Below are 12172 nucleotides of genomic sequence, written 5' to 3' on the forward strand. Positions count from 1 at the left end.
GAGACCGAGATGGACGGAGGGACCGCATGAGCAAGCTCCCGATCGTGGTGGCGATACCGACCAAGAACGAGGCGGAGAACATCGCCCGTACGGTGTCGTCGGTCATCGACCACGTCGAGGCCGTGGTGGTGGTCGACTCGGCCAGCACCGACGACACCTGCAAGATCGCCGAGGGCCTCGGCGCGGAGATCGTCGAGTACGCGTGGGACGGCAAGTACCCCAAGAAGAAGCAGTGGTGTCTGGACCATGTGCGCACCGAGATCCCCTGGCTGCTCTTCCTCGACGGCGACGAGACGCCGAGCCCCGAGCTGCTGGCCGAGCTGAAGGCCGCCTTCGCGGCCGGGCCGCCGTCGGTGGCCGCCTTCGACATCCCGCTGGGCTACTGGTTCGCGGGGCGGCGGCTGCGGCACGGCTACACCATCGTCAAGCGCGCGCTGCTGGACCGCACGCGCTGCCACTTTCCCGAGGTCGGCGACCTCGAAGCGCCCGGCATGGGCGAGCAGGAGGGCCACTATCAGCCGGTCGCGCCGTCGGCCGCCCGGCTGCGCTCACCGATCGAGCACGAGGATCTCGACCCGGTGCGCACCTGGTTCGAGCGGCACAACCGCTACTCCGACTGGGAGGCGTGGCTGGAGCTGAACCCCCGGGTGAAGGAGGAGATCCGGCAGGTCAAGACCCGCCAGGGCCAGCTCTTCCACAAGGCGCCGTTCAAGCCGCTGGTGTCCTTCACCTACGCCTACGTCTACAAGCGCGGCTTCCTCGACGGCCGGGCGGGCTTCGACTACGCGCTCGCCATGAGCTTCTACCGCTGGCAGATCGGCCTCAAGACGCGGGAGGGGCGCAAGCCCTGACCCGCGGTCGGCCGTGACCCGCGGTCGGCCGTGACCCGCGGTCGCTGATCGCGCCGCCCGAGGCCGGCCCCGGTCCTCCCGGGGCCGGCCCGCGGACCGCGCTCCGGGACCCGGGGTCCGGAAGCGCACGCGGGGGCGTCACCCGGCGCGGGTGACGCCCCCGTACACCTCCATGAGCGTGTCGACGACGGCGCCGATGGAGAAGCGGTCGCGGATGAGCCGCCAGGCGGCGTCCGACGCCTCCTCGTTGGCGGCCGGGTCGAGCAGTTCCAGGATCGCCTGGCCGACCAGCGGGCCGTTGTCCGCGTCGGGGTCGCTGTCGGTGATCCGCCCCGCGCCCGCCGCCTCGACGTCGGGCGACAGGCCGCCGGTCCGGGTCACCACCACGGGCAGGCCGACCGACATCGCCTCCAGGATCGAGACGGCGAACGGCTCGACCACCGACGGCAGCACGTACACATCGGACTTCCTGAGCTGCTCCAGCACCTGCTCGTGGCCGAGCGCGCCGACGCACTCCAGCGAGTCCGCCACGCCCAGCTTCGCCGCCAGCTCCCGCATGGGGCCGGTCAGATCGCCGGTGTCGGGGCCCGCCAGCACGAAGCGCGCGTCCGGGTACTTGGCCAGCACCACGGGCATCGCCGACACGAAGTCCTCGGGGCGCTTGCGCTTCTGCACCCGCGCCAGATAGAGCACGGTCGGCGGGCGGTCGGCCCGCGCGGGCCTGCGGTCCTGCAACGTCACGCCGTTGACCAGCCGGTGGAAGGTGGTCAGCGGAGTGTCGGGCACCACCGCCTGCACACCGTCGCGTTCCATCCGCGTCAGGTGCAAGATCGCGTCCGCCTTGCGCAGCACCCGCTTCATGCCCAGGACGTCGACGGCCTTCGCGAACAGCTTCTCCGTCGGGTCGATCATGCCGTGCGTCTGGATCACCAGCGGCACCCCGGCCTCCAGCGCGACCAGCGCGAACGGCAGCGTGATCAGGTCCCGCATCAGGTGCACATGGACCACGTCCGCCGACTTCACCATCCGGCGCGCCTTCGCCAGCAGCCCCGGCGACGTGATGCCGCTCACCTCGAACGGCAGCACGTGGCGCGCCTGGTGCACGAACGACGGCACGCCCTCCAGCTCCGTCGGCAGCGGGCCCGTGAAGCCGTCGCCCAGCGTCGCGATCCGGGCGTCGACACCCTGGGCCCGCAGGCCCTTGGACAGATTCAGCGCCACCCGTGTCGGGCCGCCGAAGTCGTTCGTCGGCGTATGCAGCGTGACGACATGCAGCACCTTCATATGACTCCCCACCCCTGTTTTTCGGCGCCCCCGCGCCTCGGGTTCACATTATCGACACCGAACCCTCATCGGGGCACTTCCGGCCCCGGACGCCCTGATCCTCCCGGCCGGAGGCCATAGACTCGGCGCGGGGAGCATGAAGGGGGTGGGCCATGGCCCTGGACGTGGCACAGGACCAGGCCGGTGCGGGCGGGCCGCTGGAGCGGCCCGGCCCGGACGAGGCGCAGGCCACGACGTCGGTGCCGCGTGCGGCGCTGTCGCGGGCGCTGGCGGTGCCGCTGGTCATCGCGTTGGTGGGATTCCTGCCCGCGTACGTGGCGGCCCAGCCCGGCACGGGCGTGCGGGACACCGCGTACTGGCTCCAGTTGACGCTGACGGTGTACGGCGGCGGCCGGCTGGCGGCGATGGTGCTGACCCGGCGACGGCGGCTGATCCAGGGCGCGTTCTGGCTGTTCGTGTACGTGGCGATGGGCGTGGCCCCGCTGGCGCAGGCGGTCATCGGGCAGGTCCCGACGCCGGTGGTGGGCCCGCGCTCCGACACGACGACGGCGATCACGCTCGTCCTGATCGGCTGCGTGGCCTTCGACGTCGGCGCGCTGCTGGCCCGGCACCGCCCGGCGGCCCGTATCCGCAAGGCCCGCCCGCAGGCGTCCGTGTCGCGGCGCCGCCTGTGGCTGCTGATCGTGGTCGCGTACCTCGGCAGCGCGCTGTGCATCATGAAGCTCGGCGGCCCGACCGTGTTCTTCTCCAGCCGTCAGGGCATCAGCGAATCGGTGCAGGCCAGCGGTCTCGCGGGCAGCGGGGGCGACAGCCATGTCGGCTCGGCCTTCATCCGCGGCTTCGGCACCGTACCGGCGCTGCTGGCCATGCTCTTCCTGATCCGCTGGATGATCACGTCCCGGATCGCCCGCCGCAGGCCGCTGGCCATCGCCGCGCTCACCGGCCTGGTGCTGATCAACGTGATCGTGAACAACCCGATCTCCAACCCGCGGTACTGGTTCCTGACCGTCGTGTTCTCGCTGCTGTTCACGGCCTTCCCCAAGAGCCCGGTGATGTACCGCACGGCCCTGGTGACGGGCGTGGTGGCGGCCCTGCTGCTCTTCCCGTTCCTCGACCGCTTCCGGTACGACTCGGGCGGCTACCACCCGGTGGAGACGACGTCGGCGCTGGAGCCGCTGACGCTCAAGGACTACGACCAGATCGGGATGTTCGCGAACACCATCACCTTCGTGCAGTCCGGCGAGGGCCACTCCCACGGGCGGCAGCTCGCGGCGGACGTCTTCTTCTTCGTGCCGCGTTCGATCTGGCACGGCAAGCCGCTGGACTCCGGTGTGCAGGTCGGCCAGTGGATGGGCATGACCAACACCAACCTGTCGTCGCCGCTGTGGGCGGAGCTGTGGCTGGACTTCGGCCCGGTCGGCATGACCGGCGGCTTCCTGCTGCTGGGCTACTTCTGCGCCCGCGGCGACCGCAGATACGCCCAGCGCACGCTGGAGGACGGCCGCCCCGGCACGGTGATGGCCGTGGTGATCCCGCTGGTGTGCGGCTACTCCTTCATCCTGCTGCGCGGCCCGCTGCTCCAGGCGTCGGGCCGGATCGGCATCGCGGCGGTGTGCCTGCTGCTGGTGACGACCTTCAGCGCGGACCGGCGGAAGATCCTGCGGTGACGCCCTCGGCGGAGGCGTCCGGCGCCTGAGGGTCGGTGGCGGCGGCGGGCGCGCGCTTGACGGCGACGATCCGCAGCCACAGCGCCACCGCCTTGAGCGCGGAGCCCAGGGCCAGGCCCCAGGCGGCGCCCATCACGCCGTCCCACTGGTAGCCGGCGAGCATGAAGACCACGGACGCGAGCGAGAAGACCACCTGGATCGGCAGCGTGGCGCGGGGCCGCAGCACGCGCAGCGTCAGCAGGGCGCTGGTGCCCAGCGCGATGCACGCGTACTGGCTGCCGGAGGCGGCCAGCAGCGCGGACGACGACGCCCAGGTGTCACCGAGCAGTTGGCGGCCCACATGGGCGGGCAGCAGCATCAGCACGACCGTCCAGGACACCGCGATCCAGGCGAGGACGGTGGCGAGGACGGCGGTCGCGCGCACCTTGTCGTCGGAGCCGCGGACCCGGTTGAGCAGCGGCGGCCCGAAGGCGGTCGCGGAGTTGAAGAGCACGTTCATCGGGCCGAAGAGCGTGGTGGCGCCGCGCAGGGCGCCGACGGCCAGCGGCGCGGCGAACAGGCCGAGGCCGACGACCGCGAGCTGACTGGTGGCGTTGCCGACGCCGAACTCGATGACGAAGCGCTGCCCGAGGTGCCCGCGGCGGACGAATTTGCGCAGGTCCACGGGCGCGCCCTTGACCTTCGGCCACAGCAGGGCGGCACCCACGAGCAGCGCGGGCACGGCGGACACGCCCCAGACGGCGACGAGCCGGACCGCGCCCGCGCCGTGCGGCTGCATGGCCAGCGCCGGTACGGCGACGGCCAGTCGTACGGTGTCGGCGGCGAGCGCGTAGTGCGGCAGCCGCAGGGCGGAGAAGCAGTACCGCATGCCGTCCTGGGTGAGCACGATCGGCAGCACCAGGCCGAGGACCGCCAGGCCCCGCGCGGTGCCGCCGGGCACGAAGGCGAGCCCCGCGGCCATCGAGAAGCCGATCACGGTGGACGCCACGGCGGTGAAGGTGGCCGCGCTGCGGCAGGCCGCCCGCACCTGCGCGGCGCCGCGCTCCAGCACCAGCGCCTGTCCCACGTAGGAGACGCCGACGCCCAGCAGCACCGTGAACACCATGTAGACCATGGAGAACACGGAGAATCCGGCGGCGCTGGACAGCCGGGCGGCCACGACGAGCACGATGATGTTGGTGAAGGCGGCGACGCCCTGGTCGGCCACCGAGCTGATGATGGCGGCCTTGGTGCCGGGCCCGCCCTTGGACGTGCCGGACCCGGCCGGGTCGCCGGACTCGTCCTCGCCGTCCGCCGACGCGTCGGTCGGGCCGGACGGCGCTGAGGCGCCCGGGGGATCGGGCGGGCCGCCGTACGCGAACTCGGCCCCGGGGCCCACGGCCGCCGTCGTGACCGGGTGGGTGACGGGGCGCCGCGGGTCGGGGCCCGTCAAGGGACCGGGTGTCGTTCCGGAGCGGCCGGGCTGTGGGACTGGGCGGACGGCTCCCCGTCGTGGTGCCGGGGCTGCTGCGGTATCCCGCCGCCACCGCCGGAACCGCCGCTCCCGGTGCGGCCGGTGGCGGCCCTGCGGCGGCCGAGGCGGAAGCGGCGCCCGCCGCCGGTCTCCGCGGCCGAGTGCAGGACCACGCCGAGCACGGCGCCGCCCGCCGCGTTGACCAGCTCGCGGACGCGGACGAGGTCGGCGCGGTGCACCTCGCGCGGGTCGCAGACCACGACCACGCCGTCGACCCGGTCGGCGAGCGCCAGCGCGTCGGCGTAGGCGAGGACCGCGGGGGCCAGTACGACCACGGCGGCGCCGGGGGTGTCGGCCTCGGAGAAGAGCCTGGTGGCCGGGGCCGAGGTGAGCGCGCGGGCCACATTGCGCACCCGGCGGCCGGGCACGAGGTCGAAGGAGCCGGACTCGCCCGCGTCGATGGAGACTTGCAGCCCGGCGGGCCAGCCGCCCTCGCCGAGGCCCGGCGAGCGGGCCCAGCCGGGGCGCGCGCCGCCGTCGGCGGTGCGCAGCCGGGCCGACAGCGACGGGGTGCGCAGGTCGGCCTCGACCAGCAGCACCTCCATGCCCATCTCGGCGAAGGACGCGGACAGGTTGACCGCGACGCCCGCCGCGGTGTCGCTGCTGCCGCGCGGGGCGACGACCAGCAGCCGCCGCCGGTCGGCGAAGCGCTTGTCGTGGGCGAGCCGGAAGCCGACCGCGCGGTACTCCTCGGCGAGCCGTCCGCCGCTCTGCCCCTCGGCGAGCAGCGACGCGGGGCCGCTGCCGCGCCGGCGGCGGCCGCGCGGCAGCGTGCCGAGCACCGGGGCGCCGAGCGTGCGCGTGACCTCGCCCTCGGAGCGGACGGTCGGGTCGAAGACCAGCCTGACCCAGGCGCCCAGCAGGCCGAGCGCGATACCGACGCCGCCGCCGAGGCCGAGCATCATCGGCAGTCCGGGACCCGCGGGGGCCTTGGGCGCCACACCGGGCCTGATGATCGAGCCGGGCGTGGTGTCCAGGGCGCGCAGGCCGCTGATGTTGCCGTTGAGTTCGAGGATGCGCGAGAGCAGGTTGGTCTGCTGGGTGGTCAGGGCGCTGATCACCTGGGCGTTGACGGTGTTGTCGATCTGCTTGAGCAAGTCGTCGCGCTGCTTGTTGAGCGGGTCGAGCTGGGCCTTGTAGCCGTTGACCATCGTGTTGATGGTGGACTTGGTCTGCGCCTGCCGGTTCTCCAGATACGCCTTGGTGAAGGCGTTGACCCACAGCGCGGACTTGGCCGCGTTCCCGGTGCTGCACGTGAAGCGCAGCACGAGGGTGTTGGGCGGGTTGGTGACCTGGAGGCAGTGCTCCATGGCGTCGGCCGGCGCCTTGACGATCTTCGCCGCCGCGTCGGAGACGGTGCTGCTGACCGCGGTCTGCCGCTCGGAGCCGATGTCGATGCCCTTGTCGGCGGAGGCGCCGGTGGCGAACGGGTCGACGGTGGCGGCCCTGATCCGTACCTCGCTGGTGGCCGCGTAGGAGTCGGCGCCGGTCAGCGCGAGCCAGGCGCCGCCGAGGAGGCCGACCAGCACACCGGCCACGATCAGCGCCCGGTAGCGGATGAGCTGGCGGAACTGGTCGCGGAGCAGATCCGGTTCGTCCTGCGCCTCGGTGGCGCGCGTCGTGTCGCTCACTTGCCCACTGCCCCCTCGATCTCCCCGGTTCCCCCGGCCGTCCCGGGCTCCCGGGCCTCCCCGTCCTCAGGAGGCGTCTCGCGGGGCGCCCCCAGCGCCTCCGCGAGCAGTGCGTCGATCCGCGCGAGACCCGCCTCGCGGCTGAGATGCGCGTCCACGTACTCGGGCCCGCGCGCCCCCAGCGCGTCGGCCCTACCAGGATCATCGGCCAGAGCGCGTACTACGTCCAGCAGTGCACGCGGATCCTCCGGCGGGACGACGATTCCCGCCTCCGAGCGTTCCACTTCCTGGGCGGTGCCGCCCTCGGCCGCGACGGAGGCGACGACCGGCCGCCCGGCGGCGAAGTAGGAGGTGAGCTTGGAGGGGATGCTCATGTCGAGCACGGAGGCGCGCTGGGTGACCGCGAGCGCGTCGGCGGCGGCCAGCATGTCGGGGAAGTCGTCGTCATCGGCGGGGGGCGCGAATTCCAGGTTGGGCAGGCCGCCGGCCAGCGAGCGCAGGTGCTCGCGCTGGTTGCCGTCGCCCATCAGCACCACGCGCAGCGCCGGGTCGAGGCGCGCGGCCTCGACGAGCACTTCGAGGCCCTGTTTGAGGCCCATGTTCCCGGAGTGCAGCAGCACCGTCTGGCCCGGACGCCAGCCCAGCCTGGCGCGCATCTCCTCGCGCGGCCTGCTCGGGCGCTTGACGTGCGACCAGTTGGGCACCAGCCGTATTCGCTCCTCGGGCACGCCCATCGCGGCGACCTTGGCGACGAAGCTCTCGTGGATGACGCCGACCAGCGTGGCGCGCTTGAGCGCGTACGCCTCGACCGCGCCCGCCGCGGAGGCCGCCCTGCCGCCGCCGCGTATGCCGCTCTGCGCCGCCGCCGCGCCCATCAGGTCCTGCACGACGGGGATGTACGGGACGCCGTGCCGCCGGGCGATCCGGGCGCCGACCAGGCCGCCGCCGAGGCTGGGCATCTGGGCGATCACCGCGTCGGGGCGGTTCATCGCGGGCGGCGCGAGCAGGCCGTGGCCGAGCACGGTGGCCTCGAACAGGGCGCGGGTGACGGCGCTCTGGCGCGGCGGCACGAGGTGCTTGCGGCGGTGCACGCTGACCCCGGCGCGCCGCTCCTCGGTGCGCCACAGCCGGGCGTACTCCGGGTCGAGCCGCCAGGCCGGGTAGTGCGGCATGCCGGCCAGGACGTGCACCTCGTCGCCGTTCGCCGCCCAGTGCTCGGCGATCTGGGTCGCGTACGGACCGATCCCGGCGTGCTCAGGCGCGTAATTCGTGGAGACCAGCAGCAGACGGCGGCGCGCGCCGGACTCAGCCACGGAGTGTTCCCTTCCCCCGGCGTCCCCAGACCCCCCAGAGACCGCCAATGACGAACAAGTGCCCACCCTAGCTGTTCACCAGGAGAGCACACGCCCGCTTACCATCGGTTGTACTTTCGCTAATCGCCGCTTGACCGCAACACGGCACGGCTATCGTCTGAGACTCCGCGACGCTGGGGAGCGTCGCACAGCTCACCGTACGACCGGGGGGTCGTTTTATGTCACATCGGGTCGGTTACGCGCCTGGGGTCTACGACCTCTTCCACGTGGGGCATCTCAACATCCTGCGGCACGCCCGCAGCCAGTGCGACTACCTGGTCGCGGGCGTCGTCTCGGACGAGATGGCGCAGCTCGCCAAGGGCCGCAGTCCTGTGGTGCCGCTGGTGGAGCGGCTGGAGATCGTCCGCAGTGTGCGCTTCGTGGACGCGGCCTTCGTCGAGACGGTGCCGGACAAGCTGGAGACCTGGCAGCAGGTCCGCTTCGACGTGCTGTTCAAGGGCGACGACTGGCGCGGTACGGACAAGGGGCGCCGTCTGGAGCGGGACTTCGCGACGGTGGGCGTGGAGATCGTCTACTTCCCGTACACCGTGCACACGTCGAGCACCCAGCTCCGCAAGGCGCTCGACGTGCTGACCGAGCCGGCGCAGCCCTCGGTCAGACCCTCCGAAGCTCTCTGAACCACTTGGTGAGGAAGGCCGCGAGGAAGAGCGCGTGCACGGCGAAGAGGACCAGGTATCCGGTCCTGAAGGCGCTCTGGCTGCCGAGCAGCAGGAAGACCAGGCAGAAGACGCCGTAGTCGACGGGCAGCAGGGCGACCGCGCGCAGCCGTGAGGGCGGGGGTGACGGCGCGGGGGCCGCCCCCTGGCTCTTCGGCTCCTTCGGCTTGAGCTTGTCGGTGAGCAGGCCGCCGAAGAAGATCAGGACGGCGGCGAGCTGGAAGCCCAGCGGCAGCAGCAGCCAGCCGTCGCCCGGCAGGTCGAAGTGCCGGTAGAAGGTGATCAGCACGGCCGCGTGCACGGCGGTGATCTTCGCGCAGTCGACGACGTGGTCGAGCCACTCCCCCGCCGGGCTGCCCGCGCCGAGCAGCCGGGCGAGCTGTCCGTCGGCGGAGTCGAAGGCGAAGCCGACCACCAGGCCCGCCCACACGGCGAGGGCCAGCGGCCACGAGGGGCGGCCGAGCGCGAGCGCGGCGACGGCCGCGCCGCTGAACACGGCGCTGACCAGGGTCACCTGATTGGGCGTCAGTCCGATCCGGTACGCCCCCGCGGCGAGCACCCGGCCGACCGGCCGGTTCACGTAACGGGAGTAGAGCGACACGCCCTTGGCGGTCTTCTGCGCGGCGCGCAGCCGCCGGACGGCGGTCAGGAATCCGGCGTCGCGGACAGGCGCGGTACGCGTGCCGCGCGCCACCACCGGGCCCGCGCCGCTGTCCGTCCCGGCGGCCGGACCTTCGCCCGCACCGCCGTATGTCCCCGGCGCGGTCCCGGCACTCGCGGCGCTGCCCGCGTCCATGCCGACGCCGCTACCGGCGCCCGTGTCGGCGCCGTCGCCCGCACGGGCATCCGTGCCGTCGTCCGTCCCGGCACCCGTCCCCGCCGTTGCCCCGGCCACGCAGCCCCCCACGCACCTCTTCGCGGTCACCCGCGGTCCACCCCCCGGTCACCGCGGCGCGGTGCCTTCGTCGGCCCATGATGGCAGGCGGCCCAGCGGACTGACTCATCCGTGCGACTCCGCGCGACGCGGGCCCGGCGACATGGGCCGAAAGTGGCGTTACGTCATAAGGTGATGCCCGATGTCCATCTCCCGCCGAAATCTGCTGCAAGTGACCGCGTCCGGGGCGCTGCTGGCCGGGTGCTCCGACGGCCGTCCGTCCGGCGCCGCACCCGCCCCCGCGCCCGGCACGTCGTCCTCGCCCACGTCCCCCGCCCCCACCGGCGCGCCCTCGTCCCCGCCGCACGCGCCCGCGGGGGAGCCCGCCACGTCCGCGCCGCCGCTGCCGCCCGGCCTGCCCGACCAGATCGAGCACGGCCCGCGCGACCGCGAGCGGCTCGCCCTCACCTTCCACGGCCAGGGCGAACCGGCGCTGGCCACGGCGCTGCTGGCCGAGGCGGAGAAGGCCGGGGCGCGGGTGACCGTGCTGGCGGTCGGCGCGTGGCTCGACACGTATCCGCGGCTCGCCCGCCGGATTCTGGACGGCGGTCACGAACTGGGCAACCACACCCAGACGCACGGCGACATCGGCGCGATGGACGCCGCCGCGGCCACCGCGGAGATCGAGGGCTGCGCCCGGCGGCTGACCGAGCTCACGGGCTCGCGGGGCCGCTGGTTCCGCCCGTCCCAGGCGCGGATGGCGACCCCGCTGGTGGTGAGACTCGCCCGCGAGGCGGGCTACCCGCACGTGCTGTCGTACGACGTCGACCCGCTCGACTACACCGACCCGGGGGCCGACCGGGTGCGCGCCGCGGTGGCCGCCCAGGCCCGCGCGGGCTCGGTGGTCTCCCTGCACTTCGGGCACTCCGGCACGGTCGCCGCGCTGCCCGGGATCCTCGACGACCTGCACCGCCGGGGCCTCCGCGCGGTCACGACCTCGGAGCTGCTGACCTGATGCGCCGCATCCCGTTCCGTTCCCCGCACCCGGCCCCCGGCCACTCCCGGCCGCCCGCGGTCTCCGCCCGCACGCTCCTCGTGGCGGGCGCCGCCACCGTCGCCGTACTCGCGGGCGGTGTGCTCACCGCGGGCTGCGGTACGACGGCCACCGGCGGGCACCCGCACGCGACCGCCTCCGCCAAGGCCGCCAAAGCCGCCGCCGGGGCGACACCGCAGTCCGCGCCGCGCGTCCCGGCCGCCGGGCAGGGCCTGCCGGGCATGCCGCCGCCGCTCGACCCGAAGGACGTCTACGCCGCCGACCGGCCGAACGCGCTGTCCCCCGTGGTGCGGAACTTCCCTTCGCGGGTCTACGTGCCGAACACCGACTCCAACACGGTCTCGGTCATCGACCCGAAGACGTACAAGGTCATCGAGACGATCCCGGTCGGCGAGCAGCCGCAGCACGTGGTGCCGTCGTGGGACCTGAAGACGCTGTGGGTCAACAACGACGTCGGCAACACCCTCACCCCGCTCGACCCGGCCACCGGCAAGGCGGGTCCGACGGTCGACGTGCACGACCCGTACAACCTGTACTTCACGCCGGACGGCAAGTACGCGGTGGTGATGGCGTCGCTCGACCGCGAGCTGGTCTTCCGTGACGCGCACACGATGGCGGTCAAGAAGACGGTGCCGGTGAGCTGTTACGGCGTGAACCACGCGGACTTCTCGCCCGACGGCCGGTACTTCATCGTGTCCTGCGAGTTCTCCGGCGAGCTGCTGAAGGTCGACACGGCGGAGATGAAGGTCGTCGGCCAACAGCGGCTGCCGTTCGAGGGCGCGATGCCGCAGGACGTGAAGATCTCGCCGGACGGCAAGACCTGGTACATCGCCGACATGATGGCCGACGGCGTGTGGGTGATGAACGGCGACACCTTCTCCAAGCCGACGCTGCTGCGCACCGGCAAGGGCGCGCACGGCCTGTACGTCTCGCGCGACTCGAAGGTGATGTACATCTCCAACCGCGGCGAGGGCTCGATCTCGCTGCTCGACTTCGCCACCGGCAAGCTGGTCCGCAAGTGGCACATCGAGGGCGGCGGCAGCCCCGACATGGGCGGGGTGTCCGCGGACGGCAAGGTGCTGTGGCTGTCCGGGCGGTACGACGGCGAGGTGTACGCGATCGACACCGCCGACGGGCGCACCCTGGCGAAGATCCCGGTCGGCTCGGGACCGCACGGCCTGGCCGTCTACCCGCAGCCGGGCCGCTACTCGCTCGGCCACACCGGCATCTTCCGCTGAACGGCCGCACGGGCGTCGTCCGTTGAACGGC

General features: G+C 73.1%; 10 protein-coding genes. 5 read left to right on the forward strand and 5 right to left on the reverse strand.

The features are described from left to right. Positions 1–26: 26 nt before the first annotated feature. Positions 27–851: a glycosyltransferase family 2 protein gene (locus ACZ37P_RS02215; protein ID WP_355334560.1), complete on the forward strand. Its 825-nt coding sequence runs from the start codon at positions 27–29 to the stop codon at positions 849–851. 138 nt (positions 852–989) lie between these two features. Here the strand turns inward: ACZ37P_RS02215 and ACZ37P_RS02220 are convergent, their stop codons facing one another. Next, a complete protein-coding gene (locus ACZ37P_RS02220; protein ID WP_391043673.1) occupies positions 990–2135 on the reverse strand; it encodes a glycosyltransferase in 1146 nt (381 codons plus the stop codon). 152 nt (positions 2136–2287) lie between these two features. Between ACZ37P_RS02220 and ACZ37P_RS02225 the strand changes: the two genes are divergently transcribed. Next, complete coding sequence (locus tag ACZ37P_RS02225; protein ID WP_355334566.1) at positions 2288–3802, forward strand: O-antigen polymerase; 1515 nt, start codon at positions 2288–2290, stop codon at positions 3800–3802. Here the strand turns inward: ACZ37P_RS02225 and ACZ37P_RS02230 are convergent. From ACZ37P_RS02230 to ACZ37P_RS02240, 3 genes are all read right to left on the reverse strand, one after another. After that, positions 3771–5021 (reverse strand): MATE family efflux transporter, encoded by a 1251-nt coding sequence (locus tag ACZ37P_RS02230; protein WP_355334747.1) that lies wholly within the window; start codon positions 5019–5021, stop codon positions 3771–3773. The two genes, ACZ37P_RS02225 and ACZ37P_RS02230, sit on opposite strands and share 32 nt — an antisense overlap. 209 nt (positions 5022–5230) lie before the next feature. Then, entirely contained in the window at positions 5231–6946 is a 1716-nt protein-coding gene (locus tag ACZ37P_RS02235) for a lipopolysaccharide biosynthesis protein (protein WP_391160063.1), read from the reverse strand. Beyond that, entirely contained in the window at positions 6943–8259 is a 1317-nt protein-coding gene (locus ACZ37P_RS02240) for a glycosyltransferase (RefSeq protein ID WP_467344371.1), read from the reverse strand. The genes ACZ37P_RS02235 and ACZ37P_RS02240 overlap by 4 nt, the downstream gene beginning before the upstream one ends. A gap of 218 nt (positions 8260–8477) precedes the next feature. Here ACZ37P_RS02240 and ACZ37P_RS02245 point away from each other — a divergent pair, with 218 nt between their 5' ends. Next, positions 8478–8936, forward strand: coding sequence for an FAD synthase family protein (locus tag ACZ37P_RS02245; RefSeq protein WP_355334575.1), 459 nt, complete (start codon positions 8478–8480; stop codon positions 8934–8936). Here ACZ37P_RS02245 and ACZ37P_RS02250 read toward each other — a convergent pair. Continuing rightward, on the reverse strand, positions 8914–9606 hold the full coding sequence (locus ACZ37P_RS02250) for a CDP-alcohol phosphatidyltransferase family protein (RefSeq protein WP_401305014.1): 693 nt from the start codon (positions 9604–9606) through the stop codon (positions 8914–8916). The two genes, ACZ37P_RS02245 and ACZ37P_RS02250, sit on opposite strands and share 23 nt — an antisense overlap. 445 nt (positions 9607–10051) lie before the next feature. On the opposite strand from ACZ37P_RS02250, the gene ACZ37P_RS02255 reads away from it, so the two are divergent. Continuing rightward, positions 10052–10864: a polysaccharide deacetylase family protein gene (locus tag ACZ37P_RS02255; RefSeq protein WP_355334578.1), complete on the forward strand. Its 813-nt coding sequence runs from the start codon at positions 10052–10054 to the stop codon at positions 10862–10864. Beyond that, entirely contained in the window at positions 10864–12141 is a 1278-nt protein-coding gene (locus ACZ37P_RS02260) for a YncE family protein (RefSeq protein ID WP_355334581.1), read from the forward strand. The genes ACZ37P_RS02255 and ACZ37P_RS02260 overlap by 1 nt, the downstream gene beginning before the upstream one ends. Positions 12142–12172: the final 31 nt, after the last annotated feature.

Source organism: Streptomyces sp. NPDC024632 (assembly GCF_055559175.1).

Bases quoted from the DNA above. Each gene is read 5' to 3' on its own strand.
- ACZ37P_RS02215 (WP_355334560.1), top strand. From the start codon at position 27: ATGAGCAAGCTCCCGATCGTGGTGGCGATACCGACCAAGAACGAGGCG.
- ACZ37P_RS02220 (WP_391043673.1), bottom strand. From the start codon at position 2,135: ATGAAGGTGCTGCATGTCGTCACGCTGCATACGCCGACGAACGACTTC.
- ACZ37P_RS02255 (WP_355334578.1), top strand. From the start codon at position 10,052: ATGTCCATCTCCCGCCGAAATCTGCTGCAAGTGACCGCGTCCGGGGCG.
- ACZ37P_RS02260 (WP_355334581.1), top strand. From the start codon at position 10,864: ATGCGCCGCATCCCGTTCCGTTCCCCGCACCCGGCCCCCGGCCACTCC.
- ACZ37P_RS02225 (WP_355334566.1), top strand. From the start codon at position 2,288: ATGGCCCTGGACGTGGCACAGGACCAGGCCGGTGCGGGCGGGCCGCTG.
- ACZ37P_RS02245 (WP_355334575.1), top strand. From the start codon at position 8,478: ATGTCACATCGGGTCGGTTACGCGCCTGGGGTCTACGACCTCTTCCAC.